This is a genomic window from Mucilaginibacter sp. P5_A4, assembly GCF_056400605.1.
Genome location: NZ_JBFUKX010000050.1, coordinates 22,900 through 45,562, shown reverse-complemented (window position 1 = coordinate 45,562; position 22,663 = coordinate 22,900). Strand labels below are relative to the sequence as shown.

The window sequence follows — 22,663 nt, the reverse complement described above, 5'->3', positions numbered from 1 at the left end:
TGATCGCACCGTCCATCTGAGCAGCACCCGTAACCATGTTTTTCACGTAATCCGCGTGACCTGGACAATCAACGTGAGCATAGTGACGGTTAGCAGTTGAATACTCAACGTGCGCGGTGTTAATTGTGATACCACGTTCTTTTTCTTCAGGAGCCGAGTCAATTGAATCAAATGAACGGGCTTCTGATAAACCTGCATCAGCTAATACCTTAGTAATAGCTGCGGTAAGGGTTGTTTTACCGTGGTCAACGTGACCGATTGTACCGATGTTTAAGTGCGGTTTACTGCGGTCAAACTTTTCTTTTGCCATGATTTATAATTATTTTGTAGGTTAATTTATACTTAAAAATGTTATTCTTTATTCTCTTTTACGCTATTGAGCCAACAATGGGATTTGAACCCATGACCTCTTCCTTACCAAGGAAGTGCTCTACCACTGAGCTACGTCGGCTTATTTTTGATTTCGGATTTGGGATGTTTGATTTCGGATTTACCTTAATCATCCATTCTTATCTTTAATCTCAAATTTTCAAATCCGAAATCGAAATTTCGAAATCCTTTGAGCGGAAGACGAGGTTCGAACTCGCGACCTATAGCTTGGAAGGCTATCGCTCTACCAACTGAGCTACTTCCGCTTGTTTAGTTTTCCATTTGCAGTTTTCAGTATGCTAACCCGATAATGCAAATCCGTAACCTTATTTAATCGAGTTAGCAGTCCTCAATCATCTGATAACTTTAATTGCTATCCGAAAACTGAAAACTGCCTACTCAATAAGTGGGGAGAGAAGGATTCGAACCTTCGTAGCCGAAGCAGCGGATTTACAGTCCGCCCCATTTGACCGCTCTGGTATCTCCCCATTAGTTGATTTCGGATTTGCAATGTTCAAAGTTGAAGCTAAACATTACACTTCCGAAAAAAACTGAGCCTCCTATCGGGATCGAACCAATGACCTACTGATTACAAGTCAGTCGCTCTACCAGCTGAGCTAAGGAGGCTTATATTTATTTAGCCTTTCAATTATTGAAACCTTTATGGCTCCTTTTATCGAGCGGCAAAACTAATAAGCTTTTTTATATTTTAAAGAACAATCTTCACAAAAATTTGCTGCGGTCAGCACCTCTCTGAAAGGGATTGCAAATCTACAAAAATTTCACCCTTTGCAAAATTTTTTATCAAAAAAAATCGACGGGCTGTAAACCCGTCGATTTTTACCAAAAAATGGCCTTTTTTATATTAAAATCCCTCTTCTACTTCCGTTAATATTACCTTTTTGGCGGCGGCATCGGCAATAGTTTTCTTCTGCTTATGCTTTTCAATCTGCTTGCGCAGGCTTTCAACTGCTAAATCCGTTGCCTCTTCAAAACTTTTGCATTTCTCTTTTGCGAAGATCTGGTTACCCGGCAACAATAGCTTGATCTCGGCAATTTTGTTTGCCTCATCTAACACATTCTCAAGCTTTAAGTAAACTTCGCCGCTAATAATATGGTCATAAAATGTATCCAGCTTATCAGCCTTTTTTTGAATAAAATCTAATAATTTTCTGTCTGCGGTAAAATGAATTGATTGCACTGTAATTTTCATGTTTCCTCCTTAATTACGCCTTTGGATGGGCTTGTTTGTAAATAGACTTTAATCGTTCAACTGAATTATGCGTATAAATTTGGGTCGCGCTAAGGTTAGCGTGGCCCAAAAGCTCTTTAATGGAGTTCAGGTCGGCTCCGTTGTTTAGTAAACTCGTTGCAAATGTGTGCCTTAGCACATGAGGGCTCTTTTTATTCTGGGTTGATATGTTGGCGAGGTATTTCTGCACTATCAAATAAATTAGTTTGGGGTATGCGTCGGCACCCTTAGTTGTAACGATTAACATTACGGAATTGTTATTAAAATTTTGATTTTTCTTTAATTCCAGGTATCGCCCAAGCAAAATCCGCAGCTCGGTATTGATGGGGATAATGCGTTCTTTATTACGCTTGCCAAGCACTTTTAGTGTGCCTTCATAATCATTAATATCGCTGTCTTTCAGGCCCAAAAGCTCGGCCAAGCGCATACCGGTACCAAACAGCATTTCAACCACCAGCTTGTTTCGCAAACCTTCAAAATCATCATCTGTAACAATATCGTTATCGAGCATTTGCGTAAGGCTTCCACTTTCAACCACAACCGGTAGTTGTTTTGGTATTTTTTGCGAGCGGATTTTCGACGCCGGGTTTTGTGCAATCACTCCTTCCTGCAGTAAAAACTTAAAATATTTGCGCAGCGTGGCCATCTTACGGTTTACAGAACGGGCTGTAAGTTTTTGGTTAATAAGCTCTACCATCCAGTTGCGGATGTCGTGGTAACTGATCTGGCCGGGATGGGTAATTATGGGTTCGGGAACAACTTTGGCATTACCTGGGTTGTTAAGGAAGAGCATGAACTGATCCAGATCTGACTGATAAGCAGATACCGTGTGAGGCGAGTACCGCTTTTCGAATTTAATATATTGGATAAAACGCTCTAAAAACATAAAAACTATTTGAACATCCAGAGAATGAATGTACAAATAGTTTTGTTAATATAGTGTCTGAAAATCTGAAAAAATTCTTTTGAGGGAATTAAACAGTTTCGATATTCATATTTTGCTTGTAGATGGCATGTTTAACAACATGACGACGGGTTACAGATTTTTTTTCAAAAGCCTGACGACTGCGTAGTTCTCTTAAAACACCTGTTTTTTCAAATTTCTTTTTGAAGCGTTTCAATGCTTTGTCTAATGATTCGCCGTCTTTTACGTTAATAATGATCATAATTTCCTAAATACCTCCTTTCAAGGGAGGGCAAAGTTAACTATTTGGTTTTGAATATCAAATAGGTAAGGGAAAATAGTTGATTGGGTAGATTAAGTAGGTAGTTTCCTGCATGCCTGGCGATTTGGGATTTTGGCCCGTCACATATAAAAAATGTATACGTTACCGCATCCTCATTAAACTATTTAATCTTTGATACGTGACACTAACTATCTGTTACCATCTTACTTCAACACTTCCCTGCTAATCACAATCTTCTGTATCTCACTTGTCCCCTCACCTATTGTACAAAGCTTGGCATCACGGTAGTATTTCTCAACCGGGAAATCCTTGGTATAGCCATAACCGCCGAAGATCTGTACCGCCTCGGTAGCTACCCGCACCGCGGTTTCTGATGCGAAGTACTTGGCCATGGCCGATTGCTTGGTTACCGGCAGGTGGCGGTTTTTAAGGTCGGCAGCCTGCATAACCAGCAGTTCCGATGCTTCAATCTCTGTGGCCATATCGGCCAGCTTAAAGGCAATGCCCTGAAAGCTGCTGATAGATTGACCAAACTGTTTACGCTCCTTAGAGTAAGCCACCGCAGCATCAAAGGCGCCTTTGGCTATACCTAATGATAACGCTGCTATAGAAATACGACCGCCATCCAGTACCTTCATAGCCTGTTTAAAGCCTTCGCCCTCAACACCCAGCAGGTTTTCTTTGGGCACGCGGCAATTATCAAAGATCAGTTCGGTGGTTTCTGAGGCGCGCATGCCCAACTTGTTTTCTTTTTTGCCATGGGTAAAACCGGGCGTACCCTTTTCAATAACCAGTGCCGATATGCCACGCGAGTCGCCCTTTTTACCGGTGCGCACCATTACCACAGCCACATTGCCCGATTTGCCGTGTGTTATCCAGTTTTTTGAACCGTTAACTATATAGTGGTCGCCATCCAGCACAGCGGTAGTGTTCATCCCCAATGCGTCAGAACCGGTGTTGGCTTCCGTAAGTCCCCATGCGCCCAGCCACTCGCAGGTAGCCAGTTTGGGCAGCCATTTCATTTTTTGCTCTTCGTTGCCAAAGGCCAGGATATGACCGGTGCACAGCGAATTATGAGCCGCCACAGATAAACCAATAGAGCCGCAAACCCTGGCTATTTCCACAATAACGGTTACATATTCAAAATAACCAAAGCCTGAGCCGCCATATTGTTCGGGCACAAATACGCCCATCATACCCAGCTCACCCAACTTCTTAAAAAGGTCAATAGGAAAAACCTGCGCCTCGTCCCATTCCATTACATGAGGTTTAATATTCCGTTCGGCAAAATCCCTGGCCATCTGGCCTACCAGGTGCTGGTTCTCGTTCATAGAAAAGTCGAATCCGCCTATTGTCGGACCGTCTGTAAGTAAAGTTTCCATACTAATTTATATAACTGGTTATACAAATTTAACGATTTAATTATCAGCTTGTTTGTACAAAAACGCACCCGAATAGAAGTACAAAATGGTATCTGGTATGAATTTTAGGTTTAGTTGAAACAGGCTTGTTTTTGAGTTTAAAAAAGAGTTGAAAATATTTTCAATTAATATTAAGGCTAAGTAAAAAACACCATGTAAACTGCCAAAAAAACGACAATCGACAGTAATAGTTACTATACTTTTTTTCAAGATACCGCTGTAAAAGCGAATCCCCTGGTATTTTCTTAATACGTTGCCAGCGCAACCAGCGTATCACTGAGAGGTGCTATCCGCTCCCGGCCCTTTAAAAAACCAAGCTCAACTACAAAAGAAAAACCGGCCACTATCCCTCCCATCTCTTCAATGAGCTCACAGGCGGCTGTTACTGTACCCCCTGTAGCCAGCAGGTCATCATGGATCAGGATATGCTGACCGGGTTCAAAAGCGTCTGTATGGCATTCAATTACGGCGGTACCATACTCGAGCTTATACGCCCGCTGCTTAATAGTAAATGGCAGCTTACCGGCCTTACGGATAGGAACAAACGGGATGCCCAGTTTGGTAGCCAAAGTCAGTCCAAACAAAAATCCCCGGCTTTCTATGCCTGCTATCACATCTATGCGGGTACCCCTCAGTTTTTCCACAAAGGCGTTGATAATATTATCGCACAAGATGGGGTCTTTCAAAATGGGGGTTATATCTTTAAAAATTATCCCCGGCTTAGGGAAGTCTGGAATATCGCGTATGGCTTTCTTTATTTGCTCGGTAATCATTTAAAAACTAAATAAGGTCCAATTTTACGCAAAATTCCGTCATCAAGTATGGCAATATTTTTCAAATCAGCTACCGCCTCATAATCACCGTGTTGATTGTGGTATTCCAATATGGCATTCATCTGCTTAAAACTAAGGTAAGGGAAGCGTCTTAACTGGTCAAAAGTGGCCGTATTAATGTTTAGTTTGATGATATGCCTGCCATCTACAGCAATGCCGTCCTTAATTTCGGCATACTTGGCTTCGTCAATACCAAATACCTCATTCAATTGTTCCTTACTGTAAAAGCCCCCCAAACGCTCCCGGTACCTGGTGATCCGCCTTGCAAACGATGGCCCTATCCCTCGGATCATGGTAAGCCTGGCCGAGTCGGCACTGTTTACTTCTATAACTTCGCCGGGCGCAGCCTTTTTGGTATAATGATAATTTGCAGTTAAACCATTGGCATTAAAACCGGCTGTTGTGGTTTTTAAAGATTTTACAGGCGAATAGTTACCTTTCACTGTATCTTTAGCTTTGCCCAATATCGCTGCAGCTTTATCAAAATCATTAAAGTTTATTGTGTTATCTTTGCGGTTTGCCTGGTAAACATATGGCGCGGCCAAAACCAATGCAATTAAAATAATTAATACTACCATTCCGTTCCATTCTTTTTTAGTTATGGATAAGTAGTTTTTAATATGCGCCTTCATTTATATGAATTATCGGGCGTTAAAGTAAATAAAATTTCAGGATATTTATTTGTTAACCAAATACATTGTTATTTAAAAAATGAAAGTAATAACCACCGAAGAGTTTGCCAAAGCCACTAAACTTGATAAGCTGAAAATGCCTGGCCTGGCCGCTTTGTTGATGGAGATCATGAAAATTAACCAGGTTAACGACCTGTTTGCCCAGGCCCAACCCAAACAAGGTATAGAATTTATTGATGCTATTTTAGAAGGCTGCGGTATTGATATTGAATTTGACGAACGCGACTTAAGGCATATACCAAAAACCGGCAGCTTTATTGCCATAGCCAATCACCCATATGGTGGTATAGAGGGGCTGGTACTACTAAAAATGCTGCTAACAGTACGGTCGGATGCCAAATTAATGGCCAACTTCCTGCTCAAGAAAATACCCAACCTCAGCGACTTTTTTATTGCCGTAAACCCGTTTGAAAATGTTGAACATTCTTCAAGCATCAGCGGCCTGAAAAACACGCTCGAACTGTTAAATAACGGTACGCCAATAGGCATTTTCCCAGCCGGCGAGGTTTCAACCTTTAAGGTTGAGCAGCAACAGGTAACCGACCGTTTGTGGCACCCTGTAGTGGGTAAAATAATAGCAAAGGCCAAGGTTCCCATTGTGCCTATATATTTCCATGGTAATAACGGCTTGCTTTTTAATTTACTAAGCCTCATACACCCTGCCCTGCGTACAGCTAAATTACCCTCAGAATTGTTTAATAAGCATGGGCATATCATTAAGCTGCGTATTGGTAAACCCATCAACGTGCTTGAAGTACCCGACTATAATAACGGTGCCAAGCTGCTCAATTTTTTACGCGCCCGCACCTATGCTTTAGGTACAGGCCTTGAGGAGGAAAAAAAGATCTTCAACCCGCGCAATCTGTTTAAGATAAAACGGCTGCCCACCGATATTGTACCCGAAATAGACTCGGCAATACTTGAAAAGGAAATTGCGCCGCTACGCGATAATTATAAGGTATGGACAGAAAAGAATTATGAAGTTTTTATTGTACCACCTTCAGTTATCCCAAACGTGATACGTGAGGTAGGCCGCCTGCGCGAAGTAACTTTCAGAGAAATTGGCGAAGGCACCAATAAAAGTATCGACCTTGACGAGTACGATATTTATTATAACCACCTTTTCATCTGGGATTTTGAGGCCAAAATGATAGTAGGCGCTTACCGCATAGGTTTGGGCGATGAGATATTTTATAGCGTGGGCAAAAAGGGGTTTTATATCACCGAACTTTTTAAACTTAAAACTCAGTTTACCCCAGTATTGCGCAAAAGTTTGGAACTTGGCCGGTCATGGATCCGGAAGGAATATCAAACCAAACCGTTACCCCTGTTCCTGTTGTGGAAGGGCATTTTGAAATTCCTGATAGATAACCCAAGATACAGGTACCTGATAGGCCCTGTGAGTATCAGTAACTCGTTCTCAAAGTTCTCCAAATCATTAATTGTTGATTACATTAACCGTAACCACTTTGATCACGAACTGGCGCAATATGTAAAACCGCGTAAAAAATTTAAGGTCGATTTTGCCAAGATAGATACCGACCTGCTAATGGCTGGCGAGGATACTTTTAAAGGATTGGATAACCTGATATCGGAAGTAGAAACACGCAATATGAAAGTACCTGTGCTGTTACGCCAATATATCGCCCTTAACGCCAAGATCATCAGCTTTAATATTGACCCTAAATTTGCCGACTGTCTTGATGGCTTCCTGGTGCTCGACCTGGAACAAGTGCCACAGGATATATTAGATAAGCTGGGTAAAAATTTGTAGGATAGTATCCTAAATATCGCATCTCCAAAACAAAAACACCCCATCGACCTGCCCGGTGGGGTGTTTTTGTTGATCATACAAACCAAAAAGTCCCTGCCGGATATAAACCTGCAGGGACTTTTTATATGAAGTGTTTGGTAGTATTAGAAAGCGTAACGTATACCAAACTGCATTTGCCAGCGTGACGAGAACAAGTCAACAGAATATGGCAATCCAGGATCTGTAAAAGTATATTTTGGATAGCTTGTTGACATTGCACCAAATGCAGGGGTAGTTTTTGGCGTTAAACCAATGCTTGATGTTGAATTGAAAGTATTGGCTGAGAAATAATACTGACCCCATTTTTTGTTCAGCAAATTAGTAAGGTTAACAATATCATAAGTGAAAGTGATCACTTGTTTATGTTTGCCGCTACCAAATTTAAAGTCTTGCGAAAAACGGAAATCTAAATCATTATTCCATGGCGTAAAGGCAGCATTACGTTGGGTAAAGTTACCACGACGTGACGATAAATAGCTGTTTTTATCAATAAATGCATCAAAAGCTGCTGCTTGCTGAACAGCAGTTTGTCCACCAATTACATCAGTAAAGAAATTAACTGTTTCACCATGTTTAGGGATGTATGCTAAGCTAACTTGTTGGCCGGTTCCGTCGATTGCACTTGGATAGAAACCATAAGTGTATGGATTACCAGATTGAGCGCTAAAAAAGAAGCTGAAATTGGCTGTAAAGTTTTTAGCTGCATCCCAATCATGCCTTAAATTGATGTTTGAAACAATGCGATGACGGATATCAAAGTTTGAGTTGGCCAAACCTGGGTTATTAGGATTTAAAGCCTGGTTTAACTGCCAGTTTGATTCCATTGAGTTACGGATACCATTGGTTACATCTTTTGAATGCCCGTAAGTATATGCAACATTACCGCTTAAGCCAAAAGGAAAGGTTTTACCAATTTGTGCGGTTAAACTGTAACGGTAGCCAAGGCTGGTGTTTGATAACTCATAAGCATTGGTATATGATGAGTTAACTTTTTGATTTACAAATATTGGCTGTTGGTGCTGGGTATCGTAAGCATAATAAGTTGCACTATCCTTAGTGTTTACCTGCTGGAACTTTAAATCGTGGATGGTTTTGGTATAAATACCTTCTAAAGTAAATTTCCATTGGTCATCAGTAGTATAATCAAAAGCTAAGCTGCTTCTCCAAACCTGTGGCATTTTAAATTTATTATCAATTAAATCTACCTGGGTTGGGCCCGTAGCGGCAGTGTTGAAGCCTTGTGCGTTAACGTAATCTAAACGGCCATTTGGAGAGGTTGAAACAGGATTTGTAAGTGGCTTTTGAGCTGATTTATTATCATAAGCACCATAAGTAGCGCCATTGTTGTAAAACGCATAACCAAACCATGCAAAAGGAACACGACCCGTAAAGAAGCCGCTACCACCACGTACAATTAAGCTTTGATCGCCATTTACATCATAATTGAACGATACACGAGGGTTAATCTCTACGTTGCTCAAATAATTTTGCTTGATATCGCGGGGTTTAGTGTAGGTAAAACTATTACCATAATTTAAATCAACCGGAGCATTTGTTGTTTTAGCGCTTAATGGCTGTTTATTAGGTATACCGGCATAGTCCAGGCGTAAAGCTGCAGTCAATTTAAAATTGTCGGTAATTTGTATCTCATCCTGACCGTATAAACTCATCAGGTTAACTTTAAATTTAGCTGATGGATTATCAAAAATATAATCGCGGTTATTATTAGTATAGTTAAAATTAGCACGAACACGTGATGGTGAATTTGCGATAAAGTTTTCTATATTACTATAAGCAACACGGCCATTCCATGAGTTTACAAAATTGTAAGTAATTTTATAAAACTCGTTGTGTGTACCAAAAGTAAATGTGTGCTTACCTTTTGTTAAAGTAAAGTTATCGGTAAACTCTGTGGTTTTTTGGTGCATATCAAATATAGCAGCCTCACGGTCGGTACCCATAAATATGGTAGTACCAGGTGTACGGCCGGTTATTTCAATTTGCGGTAACGAAGGATCTGAAGTAGGGTCACGGTAATCGTGAACATTTGAGTAACCTATTACTAAACTGTTACTCGCGCTGTTTGAAAACCTTGATTTTAACTCAGCAACAGTTGATGTTGAGTTATTATGAGATACATAATCAATACCCCCAAAACGGAAGTTTTGCTGATCACGCTCTAAGTTTGTAGCTGTTGAGGTGATGGTATTGTTACGGATAGTTAACTGGTTATTATCATTAATATTCCAGTCTAAACGGTTAAAGAATTTATTTGAGCGCGAGTAGATAGAACTATTTGAATATGTACCCGGACTTAAACCACCAGTAAATTGCTGGAAAGCAGTTGTAAGGTTTTTAGCGTCCTGTAGGCTAAGGATCTGGCTTGAACCACTTGCATCAGCACCACGGATAACTGGATCTTGCCGGCGGGCAATCTCTTCGTTAGTGAAGAAGAATAACTTGTTTTTAATAATAGGAAAACCTAAACGGATACCGGTTTGGTAATCATGGAATGTAGTAGGCAATTTTGAGCCATCGCCACCGGCAGCAGCAGAAGCATTATTTGGACCTACCAAAAAAGCACCACGGCCGTAACCATAAATCGCTCCCGAAAAATCATTTGTACCGCTGCGGGTTACAGCATTTATACTACCACCCAATACGTTACCAATTTTAATGTCATAAGGGGCAACCAATACCTGTATATCCTGTATAGCATCTAACGATACCGGGCTTGTACGTGTACTGCTACCAACCTGGCCCGATGCATTGCTCTGACCACCTAATGATGGGCTGAAACCAATCGCATCATTGTTGATGGCACCATCCAATGTTACGTTATTGTAACGGTAGTTGGTACCCTGAAATGAGTTGTTGTTGCTTTGAGGTGTTAACCTTGTTAAATCTTGTAAACTGCGATTAATTGAAGGCAGGTTTTTAATTTGATTTTGGTTGATTCGGGTACTTGCACCTGTTTTTGTGCCACCGGCTGTTCCTTTAATCTTAACTTCCGATAAGGTTGTGGTTTCATCGGCAAGCGCGAAGTTGTACGTGGTTGTACCTAAACTTAAGGTAATATCTGCTCTTTCATCTTTTTTAAATCCTACAAAAGAAGCAGTGATGGTATAAGGACCACCTGGGTTAACGTTGGCAATTGTGTAACGACCATCACCATTGGTTTGTGCGCCGTAACGGGTACCGGTACTTGTATTAAGTACAGTAATAGTTACACCAGGCAATGTAGCGCCTTTTTGGTCAGTAACTTTTCCACTAATTAAAGAGGTAGTAATCTGCGCATTTGCAACATTTGCAACCCCGATGATCAGCAGTGATAAAAGAATAAAGTAAAGCTTTTTCATTTGTGTTTATTTATTCCACAAAGGTTGGGCTACAATATTAAAGTAATGTTAACACAAGATTATATTTGATACCAATTGTTAACATTAAGTACAAAAGGTAATCAGTACTTAACAGAAAGTTTTTTAAGTATCAGATGGAGCAGATATATTGGGCCGATGAGTAAAAATTTAATATCATCAAAAAACGAAGGCTTTTTTCCTTCAATTTTATGCCCTATAAATTGCCCAATCCATGATATTAGGAAAATGATCAAACTAACCTGCCACAATGCCGGGCCACCAGTTTTATGCCATTGCTCTATCCCGATAATAGCATAACTAAAGCCAAACAGCACAAATAACATCAGGTACGATAATATAGGCGAAAGCTTAAGATAGTAGTAAATACTAAAGGCAATTAAAAACGATGCCCAGTTAAATACGCCATTATAGGCACCTAAAAATTTGAGGTATGGGAACGGAATAGACCAGATTAAGCCGAGCAGGCTAAATACAATAAGCGGAATACAAATAAAATGTATCCACTCATTCGTTGAATTTTGGTGACTCTCGGCATATTTTGCAAAATAAACATCAACCGGACGGTTGACATCAGCTTTTGTTTGCATGCCGCTTTTCCCGTTGCCTGATATTTTCTTTGGAGCCATTTCAATGTAAATATAAAAACCCTTTCGGTTATTAGCCGAAAGGGTTGTATTAATTTTTAATTAAGAAATTACTTGGCAAATGCTACCGACCTGGTTTCCCTGATCACGGTAACTTTTATCTGACCCGGATAGGTCATCTCGGTTTGGATACGGTTTGATATATCTGCAGCCAATACTTCTGACTGGGCATCACTTATCTTTTCGCTTTCAACCACAACGCGCAATTCGCGGCCGGCCTGTATAGCAAATGTTTTTTCGACACCCGGATATGACATAGCCAGTTCTTCCAATTCCTTCAAACGTTTGATGTAGCTTTCAACAACCTCGCGGCGGGCACCTGGGCGGGCGCCAGATATAGCATCACAAGCCTGGATAATTGGCGATAACATCGACGTCATTTCTATCTCATCATGGTGAGCACCGATGGCGTTACAAACTTCAGGATGTTCCTTATATTTCTCGGCCAATTGCATACCCAAAATAGCATGCGGCAGCTCGGGGTTATCATCAGGCACTTTACCAATATCATGCAGCAAGCCGGCACGTTTGGCCATTTTTACGTTAAGGCCCAATTCGGCAGCCATAGTGGCGCAAAAGTTGGCAACCTCGCGCGAGTGTTGTAACAGGTTTTGCCCGTAAGATGAGCGGTAACGCATACGGCCAACCATACGGATCAGCTCGGGATGCAACCCATGAATACCCAGGTCAATCACCGTACGTTCGCCTATCTCTACAATTTCTTCTTCAATTTGCTTTTTGGTTTTGGCAACAACCTCCTCAATCCGGGCAGGGTGAATACGGCCGTCTGTTACCAAACGGTGCATAGCAAGCCTTGCAATCTCGCGTCTTACAGGGTCGAAACCTGATAAGATGATTGCTTCCGGAGTATCATCCACAATAATTTCGATACCGGTTGCAGCTTCCAAAGCACGGATGTTACGACCTTCGCGGCCGATTATACGGCCTTTGATCTCATCGTTTTCAATATTGAAAATTGATACCGTGTTTTCGATAGCACTTTCGGTAGCGGTACGTTGGATAGTTTGGATAACTATCTTTTTAGCCTCTTTGGTAGCAGTAAGCTTAGCCTCATCAACAATATCCTTTATCTGGATCATGGCTTTGGAACGGGCTTCTTCGCGCAAAGTATCTATCAATTGATTTTTTGCATCATCGGCAGATAAACCCGCGATAGTTTCCAATTGCTGAACATGCGAGTTTTTTAAAATCTCAACTTCCTCTTGTTTTTTTACAACAATTTCGGTTTGTTTCTCCAGGTTTTTACGGGTATTATCCAGCTCATTCTCCTTACGGTTCATGTTCTCCAGGCGCTGGTTTAATGATTGCTCTTTTTGTTTAACACCGTTTTCGCGCTGGTTAATGTTGTTGTTTTTGTTGGTTACTTCCTGCTCATGTTCGGCTTTCATTTGTAAAAACTTCTCTTTTGCTTCAAGTAATTTGTTTTTCTTCAGGATCTCGGCATTGTTTTCAGCATCCTTTAATATTTTCTTCACTTTATTTTGTGCCGATGTTTCCTGGTCTTTAAAAAGCTTCATTAGCAGGAAGCGACCGATGACTATGCCCAGGCCTATGCCAAGCAACAGCCCGATGATTATGTATAATATGTCCATTTTAGGTTATTGGTATGTATGTATATAAAAAAACCGCAACTAACTTTTAAGTATCATGTATTGAAAAACTTCATTTCGGATATTGGAATCATGGGTTACGTTAGTACCTGTAGTAACGCATGCCTCTTTGATCCGCTCATATTGAAGCGTTAAGTTTTTAATAGTGAAACCCAAAATTTAACTGCGGTTAAATCTTAAATGTGCTCTGTATATGTAAAGAACGTTTATTACTTCGAAAAAAATTCGTTCAGCAAATGGTCTAACTGGTAAACCTTTTCAGCAACGTCGGTATCCTCAACGTTAACCTTTTTCTCGGCCTTTAATGATGAGGTTGCATAATGCAACACACACATCGAAAGCAGATCCTGCTTATCCCTCACTGCATAATTTTCCTGATATTCCTTTATCCGGTCGTTAATTAGCTTGGCCGCCCTGCGTATTATCTCTTCTTCTTCCATGTTTACCTTTAAGGGGTAAACTCTGTCAGCAATATTTATTTTTATTGAGATTTCTCCCATTGAGCCTTTCACTTTTTGTACTATTTTTTCAATAATACAATACACTTATCTATTTCCTGCACAAAGTCGTTAATTTTTTGCTTAATGTCAACACTTTTTTCATTTGTTTCCGAAAATGATTTTGCAAGTTTCAATACACGAAGCTTTTCTTCCAGGTCTTTCGTCTTATTTTTACTTGCATCAAGTGCAACAGTAAGCGCTTCACTTTCCAGTTTCAACAAGTCATTTTCCTCCTGCAAAGCAGCACAAAGCTCAATCAACCTTTCKGTTTTCTCAACTATCTTATTTAATTGTTCTGCTACTGAAGGCATTTTTAATTATTGAATTGTCGAATTAGTGAATTATTGAATTTATTTACTGATTTAATAAAAAAGCGAAAACTTATTCACCAATTCGATAATTCAGTAATTCAATAATTACTTGCGAATCTCCGCTCCTGCTTCTTTTCCTAAATTATAAATTAATTTCTGCATTATGGAATCAATGGCTTTATCGGTTAAGGTTTTTTCAATGTCCTGTATGATAAAACTCAACGCATATGATTTTTTTCCGGCAGGCAATTTATCGCCCTGGTAAACATCAAATACACTTACTTCTTTTAAAAGCTTGCGCTCGGTACGCTGTGCGATTTGCTTTAGCTGGCCAAATGATACAGTTTTATCAATAAGCATAGAAAGATCGCGCCTTACCGCCGGAAACCTGGAAACGTCCTGGTGAACTATCACATTTTTACGAACCGCTGCCAGTACCATGTCGAAATTAAAATCAGCATAAAATACTTCTTTGTCTACATCAGTTTTTTTCAAAGCAGTTGCAGCAACAGCGCCAAACTTAACCAGCTGCCTGCCATTTAGCATATACTGAAGCCCAAAAGCTAACTTGCTGCAGGTAGCATCTTCAACAACAAAGTCGGTAATGTTTAAACGTTGTAAAACACCATCAACAATAGCTTTCATGTTGTAAAACGAAACAGGCTTAAGCTTTTGATTCCATTGTTCGGCTGCAGCCGCACCGGTAATAAAAACAGAGAAACGCTGAACCTCGCTGTATTTATCATCCTTAACGCTGTATACCTTACCAAATTCATAAAACTTCAAATCGGCTGCACGACGGTTTTGATTGTAGGCAACAGCCTCCAGGCCCGAAAAGAGCAGGCTTTGGCGCATTACATCAAGGTCGCTGCTTAATGGGTTCAGGATCTTTACCGCAATATCCAGGTTATCTGAATAGGCCGACTTAGTTAATGAGTTTGATAAGATCTCATTAAAGCCATTAGCTGTCAGCAGATCCGAGATCTGGTTTTGCACGGTATCCTTCTCTGCCTTTTGTGAGTTGTTCAATGAAGCCCTGATCTGTGTAGGAATATGAATATTGTTGTAGCCATAAATCCGCAGGATCTCTTCAACAATATCCACCTCGCGGGTTACATCAACACGGTATGGGGGCACTTGTAATGACAGCGAATCCGCAGTTTCATTCACTATCTTAATGTCAAGCGCCTCAATAATCGCCTTAATCTCGCCATGCGTAATTTCCTGGCCAATCAGCCTGTCGATGTTTTTATAAGTAACCTCAAAAGCAAACGGTGCAACCGGCGCCGGGTAATGATCAGAAATTTCTGAAGATACTTTACCACCCGCAACCTGCTGTATTAGCAAAGCCGCACGTTTCAAAGCAAAAACCGTCATATCCGGGTCGGTACCGCGCTCAAACCTGAACGATGCATCGGTTTTTAACGCATGGCGTTTAGCAGTTTTACGTACAGATACAGAATTAAAGTAAGCGCTCTCCAGGAAAATATTTTTAGTAGATGATTTAACCCCTGATTGAGCGCCGCCAAAAACACCGGCAATGCACATTGGCTCTTCGGTATTGCCAATCATCAGGTCGTTCTCTGATAATTTACGGTCAACATCATCCAGCGTTTTAAAAATTGTTCCTTCAGTGTAGTTTTTAACCAGCACTTTGTTGCCTTTTATCTCATCGGCATCAAAAGCATGTAGCGGCTGACCAAGCTCATGCAGCACATAGTTGGTAGCATCCACAATATTATTGATAGAACGGATACCAATAACAGCCAGTCTTTCCTTTAACCATTTTGGTGAATCTTTAACTTCAACACCACTTATAGTTACCCCAGAATAACGCGGACTTGCCTGTCCGTTCTCAACCACAACCTCAATAGTTCTGCTGGTGTTATCAACTCTAAAGCTACTAACGTCGGGTTTTTTTATGCCGATCTTTAAAAACGCGGCAATATCTCGGGCGGTACCCAAATGCGAGGTGGCATCGGCACGGTTAGGGGTTAAGCCTATCTCGTACATATAATCATCATGCAGTTTGAAATAGTTTTTTGCTAATGTGCCAACTACAGCATCAGCGTCAAGTACCATGATCCCCGCATGATCTGTTCCCAGGCCTATCTCATCTTCGGCGCAGATCATCCCTTCAGACACCTCACCACGGATTTTTGATTTTTTTATAGCGAATGGCTCGCCTACAGTCGGGTATATAGTAGTGCCAACAGTGGCTACAACCACTTTTTGTCCAGCAGCCACATTAGCAGCGCCACAAACAATTTGCAGGTCTTCAGGGCCTCCTACGTCAACCTTGGTAACATGAAGGTGATCTGAATTGGCATGTGCAACACTCTCCTTTACAAAACCAATCACCAGGCCTTCCAGGCCACCTGGAATGGGTTGAACTTTTTCCAGGCTCTCAACTTCCAAACCGGTACCGGTAAGTATAATCGAAATCTCCTGCGGAGTTTTATCGGTATCAATAAATTCTTTAAGCCAGTTATACGATATCTTCATTATTCAGAAATGATAATCGGCAAAGATATAAAGATTTCGGATGTGGGATTTCGGATTTGGGATTTATTTGGCTGTTATAATTTGAGAATTCGGCAATTTGAAGATTTGAAAATTATTATCCCAACTCCTGATACAAATAATTAACTATTTAATCATTTTCAAATCTTCAAATTGCCGAATTCTCAAATTACATCAAATCCCCATCTCCAAAACTAAAATACCCATTATCGGTAATAATAAGGTGATCAAACACACCAATATCCAGCATTCTACCGGCTGTGGCTATCTTTTTGGTTAGCATCACATCCTCCTGGCTTGGCTTCAGGTTACCCGATGGGTGATTATGTACCAGGATAAGCCCGCTGGCCTGGTATTGCAGGGCTGCATGAAAAATAATTTTAGGATCGCATACGGTAGATGCCAAGCCACCTTTGCTAATGAGCTCTTTCCCTAATACTTTTTGTGAACGCCCCAGTAATATGATCCAAAATTCTTCGTGGTTCAAATCCATTAAATGGCGGCGCATAATGTTATAACCATCGCGGCTGGAGTTAATATAATCCGGGGCCTGGCTCTCACTGTCGTTACGGCGCCGGCCAATCTCCAATGCGGCTATAATAGAAATAGCCTTGGCCTCTCCTATTCCTTTAAATTTAGATAACTCGCTGATGGAGGCCTTGCCCAGCTTATTCAGATCGTTCTCGTAATGATGCAGAATGCGCTTGCTGAGCTCAACGGCGGTTTCATTACGGCTACCCGAGCCAATGAGGATGGCGATCAACTCGGCATCAGTTAATGCCCGCCTGCCTTGTCCGCTTAGTTTTTCGCGCGGACGGTCGGCCTCGGCCCATGATTTTATACCTATCTTATTTTCGTAGTTTTCCACGGCATTAAAGTATGAAAAAGCATGGAAACAAAAAAAGGATCGTACCAATGGCACAATCCCCTTTTTTATATCTTGAAAAGCTGAATTTAGCTTAAAGTATTTACAAATTTAGTAAGCTTCGATTTATTGTTTGAAGCTTTGTTTTTGTGAATAACATTCTTTTTAGCCAAACGATCAAGCATAGAAATCACTTTACCTAACAATGCGGCAGCATCAGCTTTAGTTGTAGTGTTTCTTAATTTTTTAATAGCGTTCCTGGTTGTTTTAGCCTGGTACCTGTTGCGCAGACGCTTCGCAGCGTTTGACCTGATTCTTTTTAAAGATGATTTATGATTTGCCATCGTATAGCTTTGTTATTCTTTTTCTACTTATTTTAAGGACTGCAAATATAGGGTGATAAATTTTAATATGCAAATGGTTTTTTATTTTTAAGTTATTTAAGTTTAATGGCCCGGATTCAATTAAAAATAAGGGGATTTATTTCAAAAATATCAAGGAACGTGTAAACAATATCAACAAAAATCCACTTTTATACCAATAAAGTTAACCCAGTTCAATTTGCCATGACCAACAACAGCACAACCAGGTTTAGCAACCGGGTAAACGACTATGTAAAGTACCGCCCACACTATCCCAAAACAATTGTAGAATTTTTGGAAGATAATTATGAACTGTCCACCGGCAAACTCATCGCCGATATTGGGGCTGGTACCGGCATCTCCACCTCCTTGTTCCTGGATGCCGGATACAAAGTTATCGCCGTTGAACCCAACCAGGAAATGCGCGAAAAGGCGATTGAACTATTGGACAACTATCCCGGCTTCAAGGCGATGAACGGCACCGCCGAAAACACCGGACTGGAGACCGGCAGCATCGACTTTATTATAGCCGGCCAGGCCTTCCACTGGTTTGATGCTGAAAAAACGAAAACTGAATTTAAAAGGATCATAAAACCCGGTGGCATTGTTGCCCTGATATGGAACGAAAGAAAAACGCAATCGGCCTTTGAAATAGAATATGACCGGTTGATAGTTAATCATGGCAGAGACTACGTTAAGGTGGATCATCGTAATATTGATGACGGACATATCGGCGCTTTCTTTAATCCCGAACCATTTCGGCTGGAGGTATTTCAAAACAAACAGGTGTTTGATTTTAACGGGTTAGCAGGCCGGTTACTTTCTTCTTCCTATATGCCGGCTAAAGATGAAGCGGGCTATGAACCTATGATGGCCGACCTTAAAGATCTTTTTGACAAGTACCAGCAGGATGATTTTATTACGATCAATTATGATACGAAGGTTTATGTAGGGAAATTGTAGTTCACTGTGTTTCAAAACTCAAAACTTAAACCCATATTTACCCTCATGAAGCGGGCTATCGTTTTAAGCTTATCGGGTATCGGTTTAATTATACTCTGCTCCTCCTGGGGCTTCTTCGCGCATTATCGCATTAACCGCATGGCCGTTTACACCCTACCTAAGGGCATGGTGGGCTTTTACAAGGCCAATATCAATTACATTGTTGAACACGCTGTAAGCGCCGATAAACGCCGCTATGTAGACTCCTCGGAGATACCCAGGCACTTTTTTGATGCCGACCATTATGGTAAAAAACCATGGACAGCCATGCCGCAGAAATGGAAGGATGCCGCAGCAAAATATACTGCTGATACATTGGATAAATATGGCACAGTTCCCTGGACCATACAATACCAATATTATAAGCTGGTGAGGGCATTTAAAGCGCATGATACAACGGCTATCCTTAACACATCGGCAAACCTGGGCCATTACATTGCCGATGCACATGTGCCGCTGCATCTTACACAAAATTACAACGGGCAGCTAACCGGCCAAACCGGGATACACGCCCTGTGGGAAAGCCGCATACCCGAGCTTTTTAGTGATAAGTATAATTTAAAAGCACGCAAAGCCCGCTATATCGAAAATCCATTGGCCGAGGCTTTCAGGATTTGCCGGGTATCATTTAAAAGTGTTGATTCGGTTTTGCGGTTTGAACGCGTATTAAGCAAAAGCTTCCCTGCCGGTAAAAAATACAGCATGGTACTGCATGGCAAAAGAGAAATAAAAGATTACTCGGAAACTTATAGCCTGGCCTATCAAAAAATGTTGAAGGGCATGATTGAACGGCAAATGAGGGCGTCCATACTTTCGGTTGGCAGCTTCTGGTACTCGGCATGGGTTGATGCGGGGCAGCCAGATCTGCCTTCTGTTACAGTCAACATCAAAAAGTTAAAATACGTAGATCCCGTAAATTAAAACCGTGTTATTACGATTGTAAAAAGGATTATATCAGCTGCACATTTTGTAACTTTAATTAGTCTTAAATAACCGTATCCACATGAAAAAGCTAATTCTGATTATACCATTGCTGGCAGGTTGCCTTCAATTGGTATCGGCCCAAACCTGCAGCCAGTTCATTAATACCCTTAATGGCAAAAAGCTCACCTACTCCAACCAAAATGCCGATGGCAAACCACTGGGGAAATTTATTTACAGCACCACTAAAAAAGATGAATCAACGGCAACAGTTCATACCGAAATGTTTGATAAGGCAAACAAGGCTATCGGCACGGGCGATTCAGAATTAATATGCACAGGGCAATCCATTAAAATGGATATGAAGGCATTTATACCGGCCTCATCCATGAAGCAGTTCAGCAATATGCAAATGACCGGCGATGCTAAATACCTTACCTACCCTGTTGATCTTAAAGCAGGTCAAAAACTGGATGATGGTACCGTAACTATTAACATTGGCAACAACGGGCAGCAAATGGGGAACATGCAACTCAATATTGTTAACCGTAATGTTGAGCAAACCGAAAATGTAAGCACTCCGGCCGGCAGTTTTGATTGCTTTAAAATAACCTACGATGTTAATTTTAAAATGACCATGATGGGCATCGGGATCCCTTTTAATATAAAAACGACAGAATGGTACTCGCCCAAACTTGGTCGTTTTGTAAAATCAGAAAGCTATAAGGGTGATAAAATGATAGGCCGGATGACACTTGAAGCTATCAATTAGCATCCGTACCCAATTATTGAACAACGCGTTCCTTAACACTCCTGTTAGCTATAGCCGCATAAATTGGTGGAATAATAGATATAAGGATGATGGCGACACCAACCAGTGAGAAATTTTTTTCAAAAAACGGAACCTTACCCAACCATAATCCGGCAAAAAGGAAAACAATGATCCAGGAAGCGCCACCTATAATATTGTATAAGCTATACTTTAAAAACGGCATCCTGCCCACGCCCGCCACAAACGGTGCAATGGTGCGGATAATAGGCATAAACCTGCTGAAGATAACCGCCTTTGCGCCGTGCTTGTCAAAAAACGCTTTGGTTTTTAAATAATACTCCAGTTTTAATATCTTATTGTGCTCTTTAAATACCCTGGCGCCTAAATAGTTGCCCAACAGATAGTTTACGGTATTGCCTGCAAAGGCTGCAATAATCAGTATAATAGTCAGCAAATAAATATCAAGGCCCGATTTTTCGCCTGCTATAAGAGCGCCTGCAGCAAACAGTAAAGAGTCGCCGGGTAAAAACGGTGTAACTACAAAACCTGTTTCAGCAAAAATGATAGCAAATAATATCAGGTATGTCCAACCCTGGTATGCGCTGGTTATTTGTACCAGGTGTTTATCAATATGCAGTATAAAATCGATGATGCTTTTTATTATTTCCACTTTTTTAAATTTTGCCCAAAAATAGGGATATAAAAAGAATTGCCACTATTGCGCAGCTTTTATCAATAAATTATTGGTTAAAACCGCCGCGCCAAAAGCAACAGAATCTGTACGTCCCACAATTCCCTGGGTATAAATAGTATAAGCGCGCCCGTCAAGAACAGTTACATTTTTTAAGGTATACTCAATTTTTGAAGGAGTGGTATGTACGTTTATGGTAAAATTATAATTGCCCGTAGGTATATCAATATATGGCGATAGAGTATTAAACGTGCGGTTGCTAAATGCCAGTGTATCGTTTGCCCGCAGATCAAGATTGGCTGATCCGGGCGAAGTATGTGCAAACCTTATCTTTCCCCTTCCTATAGGCGGCAAGGTGGCAGTATCCAGCGATAAAATTGAGCTCTTAATCGAGCTATCGGCCAGGTAACCGGTGATGAACAAGGTGTATTTTGAGTTGCCCCTTAAAGCAGTATCAATTTGAAAAGGAATATTTACCGGAGCTGCCGTAGCAGTACGCAGTTGTAATGGTGGTGTAAGTGTGCTCAGGAAAAAATAACCCGAATTACTGGGGTAAGTATAGGTAGTATTGTTTTCCCTTACTGTATTTTGGTATAAATATAAAGCGCCCACATCCGAAGATAAATTAATGATCTGCAGCTGCGTATTTAATCCGGAGCTGGTTTTTGATTTACCGCATGATGATATAAAAGGTATCAGCATTACCAGCATTGTAAACATAAACAATGAAACCAATAAACCGCTTTTATTCTGATTAGTCATTAACGTACTTTTATTTGTTAGTTATAAGGCCGGTACCCAGGCTTGTGGCGCTCTTTATACTGCCATAGCCAAAATAGGTATAAATACTCCCGCCGGTTAATATTACGGTATCGCGGCGAACGGCTATTGTTGGCGCCGATGACTGATAAACAGCCAGATAAACCGTGTCTGCATCAACCAATACGTAGTTTGTTGTTGTTTTATAACCAATGCCTGTAAATTTTGTCGCGTTTAGTGTTCCCTCAAACTTTAAATCAAGTGTACCTGCATCGGGCGAAGCATTTACAAACCGGAGCTTTGCTTTACCGCCGGTATCGGCGACCAATACATCGGTAGTTTTAAAAATGTCATTTTCGGTTGCTCCGGCCACGTATAAGGAGTATACCGAATCTGTGCTGAAATTGAGCGATTTACTAAACGACTGCACCGAATTATTATTGATCTTGACCGAGTAATTTTGTGTTCCGGCTAAAATATCAACATAGCCCAATGTTCCGCCCGGATAATAGGTAGTGGTGTTAATAATGCGTGTTCCGTTTAAATAAAAATTAATATTGTTGGTTGATGCGTTAATTAAATTAACACTGGTTGTTGATGTGGTTGCGGCTGCATCGTCACTTTTTTTACAGGATGCCCAACATGCCACAGCTGCAATAAAAAACAAAACCTTTATCCTGGTATCCATATTAATTATAAGCTATATAACTGCTTACCGTAATTTTTGTTATCCAC

At 40.8% G+C, this 22,663-nt stretch carries 22 protein-coding genes and 4 tRNA genes; 4 read left to right on the top strand and 22 right to left on the bottom strand.

All coding sequences use genetic code 11. The features are described from left to right. The 11 genes from AC1DQW_RS23045 to AC1DQW_RS22995 form a co-directional block, all read right to left on the bottom strand. Positions 1–310, bottom strand: a 310-nt coding sequence (locus AC1DQW_RS23045) for a GTP-binding protein (protein ID WP_477456200.1), incomplete at its 3' end; no start/stop codon positions are given. A gap of 69 nt (positions 311–379) precedes the next feature. Then, a tRNA-Thr gene (locus AC1DQW_RS23040) sits at positions 380–451 on the bottom strand. Between the two features lie 111 nt (positions 452–562). Then, positions 563–635, bottom strand: a tRNA-Gly gene (locus AC1DQW_RS23035). A gap of 141 nt (positions 636–776) precedes the next feature. Then, positions 777–857: transfer RNA gene (locus tag AC1DQW_RS23030), tRNA-Tyr, on the bottom strand. 66 nt (positions 858–923) lie between these two features. Further along, positions 924–996, bottom strand: a tRNA-Thr gene (locus tag AC1DQW_RS23025). A gap of 238 nt (positions 997–1,234) precedes the next feature. Beyond that, positions 1,235–1,582: a ribosome hibernation-promoting factor, HPF/YfiA family gene (hpf, locus tag AC1DQW_RS23020; protein WP_477408645.1), complete on the bottom strand. Its 348-nt coding sequence runs from the start codon at positions 1,580–1,582 to the stop codon at positions 1,235–1,237. 13 nt (positions 1,583–1,595) lie between these two features. Continuing rightward, positions 1,596–2,507: a tyrosine-type recombinase/integrase gene (locus AC1DQW_RS23015; protein WP_477456201.1), complete on the bottom strand. Its 912-nt coding sequence runs from the start codon at positions 2,505–2,507 to the stop codon at positions 1,596–1,598. 88 nt (positions 2,508–2,595) lie between these two features. Next, positions 2,596–2,787 carry a 30S ribosomal protein S21 gene (gene rpsU / locus AC1DQW_RS23010; protein WP_259088615.1) on the bottom strand — a complete coding sequence of 64 codons (192 nt, stop codon included), beginning with the start codon at positions 2,785–2,787 and terminating at the stop codon, positions 2,596–2,598. Positions 2,788–3,011: 224 nt separating this feature from the next. Further along, positions 3,012–4,190: an acyl-CoA dehydrogenase gene (locus AC1DQW_RS23005; RefSeq protein ID WP_477456199.1), complete on the bottom strand. Its 1,179-nt coding sequence runs from the start codon at positions 4,188–4,190 to the stop codon at positions 3,012–3,014. 284 nt (positions 4,191–4,474) lie between these two features. Continuing rightward, positions 4,475–5,002, bottom strand: coding sequence for an adenine phosphoribosyltransferase (locus AC1DQW_RS23000; RefSeq protein ID WP_477456198.1), 528 nt, complete (start codon positions 5,000–5,002; stop codon positions 4,475–4,477). Beyond that, positions 4,999–5,694 carry a ComEA family DNA-binding protein gene (locus tag AC1DQW_RS22995; RefSeq protein ID WP_477456197.1) on the bottom strand — a complete coding sequence of 232 codons (696 nt, stop codon included), beginning with the start codon at positions 5,692–5,694 and terminating at the stop codon, positions 4,999–5,001. The genes AC1DQW_RS23000 and AC1DQW_RS22995 overlap by 4 nt, the downstream gene beginning before the upstream one ends. Positions 5,695–5,773: 79 nt before the next feature. Between AC1DQW_RS22995 and AC1DQW_RS22990 the strand changes: the two genes are divergently transcribed. Next, positions 5,774–7,528 carry a lysophospholipid acyltransferase family protein gene (locus AC1DQW_RS22990; protein WP_477456196.1) on the top strand — a complete coding sequence of 585 codons (1,755 nt, stop codon included), beginning with the start codon at positions 5,774–5,776 and terminating at the stop codon, positions 7,526–7,528. Positions 7,529–7,671: 143 nt separating this feature from the next. Here AC1DQW_RS22990 and AC1DQW_RS22985 read toward each other — a convergent pair whose 3' ends face one another. The 8 genes from AC1DQW_RS22985 to rpsT form a co-directional block, all read right to left on the bottom strand. Further along, positions 7,672–10,926 carry a TonB-dependent receptor gene (locus AC1DQW_RS22985; RefSeq protein WP_477456195.1) on the bottom strand — a complete coding sequence of 1,085 codons (3,255 nt, stop codon included), beginning with the start codon at positions 10,924–10,926 and terminating at the stop codon, positions 7,672–7,674. Positions 10,927–11,027: 101 nt separating this feature from the next. Further along, complete coding sequence (locus AC1DQW_RS22980; RefSeq protein WP_477456194.1) at positions 11,028–11,573, bottom strand: Mpo1 family 2-hydroxy fatty acid dioxygenase; 546 nt, start codon at positions 11,571–11,573, stop codon at positions 11,028–11,030. Positions 11,574–11,641: 68 nt separating this feature from the next. Continuing rightward, complete coding sequence (gene rny, locus AC1DQW_RS22975) at positions 11,642–13,204, bottom strand: ribonuclease Y (protein ID WP_477404473.1); 1,563 nt, start codon at positions 13,202–13,204, stop codon at positions 11,642–11,644. Between the two features lie 227 nt (positions 13,205–13,431). Further along, positions 13,432–13,722 carry a cell division protein ZapA gene (locus AC1DQW_RS22970; protein WP_184550619.1) on the bottom strand — a complete coding sequence of 97 codons (291 nt, stop codon included), beginning with the start codon at positions 13,720–13,722 and terminating at the stop codon, positions 13,432–13,434. A gap of 20 nt (positions 13,723–13,742) precedes the next feature. After that, positions 13,743–14,033, bottom strand: a complete 291-nt coding sequence (locus AC1DQW_RS22965; RefSeq protein WP_295717229.1) for a hypothetical protein — start codon at positions 14,031–14,033, stop codon at positions 13,743–13,745. Between the two features lie 105 nt (positions 14,034–14,138). After that, positions 14,139–16,538 (bottom strand): phenylalanine--tRNA ligase subunit beta, encoded by a 2,400-nt coding sequence (gene pheT, locus AC1DQW_RS22960; protein WP_477456193.1) that lies wholly within the window; start codon positions 16,536–16,538, stop codon positions 14,139–14,141. A gap of 187 nt (positions 16,539–16,725) precedes the next feature. Next, positions 16,726–17,424, bottom strand: coding sequence for a RadC family protein (gene radC, locus AC1DQW_RS22955; RefSeq protein WP_477404477.1), 699 nt, complete (start codon positions 17,422–17,424; stop codon positions 16,726–16,728). An 86-nt stretch (positions 17,425–17,510) separates the two neighbouring features. Beyond that, entirely contained in the window at positions 17,511–17,765 is a 255-nt protein-coding gene (rpsT, locus tag AC1DQW_RS22950) for a 30S ribosomal protein S20 (RefSeq protein WP_477404479.1), read from the bottom strand. A gap of 222 nt (positions 17,766–17,987) precedes the next feature. Between rpsT and AC1DQW_RS22945 the strand changes: the two genes are divergently transcribed. From AC1DQW_RS22945 to AC1DQW_RS22935, 3 genes are all read left to right on the top strand, one after another. Then, positions 17,988–18,746, top strand: coding sequence for a class I SAM-dependent methyltransferase (locus tag AC1DQW_RS22945; protein WP_477456192.1), 759 nt, complete (start codon positions 17,988–17,990; stop codon positions 18,744–18,746). 45 nt (positions 18,747–18,791) lie between these two features. Next, on the top strand, positions 18,792–19,706 hold the full coding sequence (locus tag AC1DQW_RS22940; RefSeq protein ID WP_477456191.1) for a zinc dependent phospholipase C family protein: 915 nt from the start codon (positions 18,792–18,794) through the stop codon (positions 19,704–19,706). An 82-nt stretch (positions 19,707–19,788) separates the two neighbouring features. Beyond that, positions 19,789–20,478, top strand: coding sequence for a TapB family protein (locus AC1DQW_RS22935; RefSeq protein ID WP_477456190.1), 690 nt, complete (start codon positions 19,789–19,791; stop codon positions 20,476–20,478). Between the two features lie 13 nt (positions 20,479–20,491). On the opposite strand, the gene AC1DQW_RS22930 is transcribed toward AC1DQW_RS22935, so the two are convergent. The 3 genes from AC1DQW_RS22930 to AC1DQW_RS22920 are packed head-to-tail and all read right to left on the bottom strand — an operon-like array spanning position 20,492 to position 22,616. Continuing rightward, entirely contained in the window at positions 20,492–21,148 is a 657-nt protein-coding gene (locus AC1DQW_RS22930; protein WP_477413323.1) for a VTT domain-containing protein, read from the bottom strand. A gap of 45 nt (positions 21,149–21,193) precedes the next feature. Next, positions 21,194–21,931: a DUF4397 domain-containing protein gene (locus tag AC1DQW_RS22925; protein WP_477456189.1), complete on the bottom strand. Its 738-nt coding sequence runs from the start codon at positions 21,929–21,931 to the stop codon at positions 21,194–21,196. A gap of 10 nt (positions 21,932–21,941) precedes the next feature. Next, on the bottom strand, positions 21,942–22,616 hold the full coding sequence (locus tag AC1DQW_RS22920) for a DUF4397 domain-containing protein (RefSeq protein ID WP_477456188.1): 675 nt from the start codon (positions 22,614–22,616) through the stop codon (positions 21,942–21,944). Between the last annotated feature and the right edge of the window lie 47 nt (positions 22,617–22,663).

Excerpts from the sequence above, each read along its gene's own strand:
- AC1DQW_RS22970 (WP_184550619.1), bottom strand. The coding sequence starts at position 13,722 with ATGGGAGAAATCTCAATAAAAATAAATATTGCTGACAGAGTTTACCCC.
- rpsU (WP_259088615.1), bottom strand. The coding sequence starts at position 2,787 with ATGATCATTATTAACGTAAAAGACGGCGAATCATTAGACAAAGCATTG.
- AC1DQW_RS22920 (WP_477456188.1), bottom strand. The coding sequence starts at position 22,616 with ATGGATACCAGGATAAAGGTTTTGTTTTTTATTGCAGCTGTGGCATGT.
- AC1DQW_RS22990 (WP_477456196.1), top strand. The coding sequence starts at position 5,774 with ATGAAAGTAATAACCACCGAAGAGTTTGCCAAAGCCACTAAACTTGAT.
- AC1DQW_RS22980 (WP_477456194.1), bottom strand. The coding sequence starts at position 11,573 with ATGGCTCCAAAGAAAATATCAGGCAACGGGAAAAGCGGCATGCAAACA.
- AC1DQW_RS23015 (WP_477456201.1), bottom strand. The coding sequence starts at position 2,507 with ATGTTTTTAGAGCGTTTTATCCAATATATTAAATTCGAAAAGCGGTAC.
- AC1DQW_RS22935 (WP_477456190.1), top strand. The coding sequence starts at position 19,789 with ATGAAAAAGCTAATTCTGATTATACCATTGCTGGCAGGTTGCCTTCAA.
- AC1DQW_RS22985 (WP_477456195.1), bottom strand. The coding sequence starts at position 10,926 with ATGAAAAAGCTTTACTTTATTCTTTTATCACTGCTGATCATCGGGGTT.
- AC1DQW_RS22945 (WP_477456192.1), top strand. The coding sequence starts at position 17,988 with ATGACCAACAACAGCACAACCAGGTTTAGCAACCGGGTAAACGACTAT.
- AC1DQW_RS22940 (WP_477456191.1), top strand. The coding sequence starts at position 18,792 with ATGAAGCGGGCTATCGTTTTAAGCTTATCGGGTATCGGTTTAATTATA.
- rpsT (WP_477404479.1), bottom strand. The coding sequence starts at position 17,765 with ATGGCAAATCATAAATCATCTTTAAAAAGAATCAGGTCAAACGCTGCG.
- AC1DQW_RS22995 (WP_477456197.1), bottom strand. The coding sequence starts at position 5,694 with ATGAAGGCGCATATTAAAAACTACTTATCCATAACTAAAAAAGAATGG.
- pheT (WP_477456193.1), bottom strand. The coding sequence starts at position 16,538 with ATGAAGATATCGTATAACTGGCTTAAAGAATTTATTGATACCGATAAA.
- rny (WP_477404473.1), bottom strand. The coding sequence starts at position 13,204 with ATGGACATATTATACATAATCATCGGGCTGTTGCTTGGCATAGGCCTG.
- AC1DQW_RS23000 (WP_477456198.1), bottom strand. The coding sequence starts at position 5,002 with ATGATTACCGAGCAAATAAAGAAAGCCATACGCGATATTCCAGACTTC.
- AC1DQW_RS22925 (WP_477456189.1), bottom strand. The coding sequence starts at position 21,931 with ATGACTAATCAGAATAAAAGCGGTTTATTGGTTTCATTGTTTATGTTT.
- AC1DQW_RS23005 (WP_477456199.1), bottom strand. The coding sequence starts at position 4,190 with ATGGAAACTTTACTTACAGACGGTCCGACAATAGGCGGATTCGACTTT.
- hpf (WP_477408645.1), bottom strand. The coding sequence starts at position 1,582 with ATGAAAATTACAGTGCAATCAATTCATTTTACCGCAGACAGAAAATTA.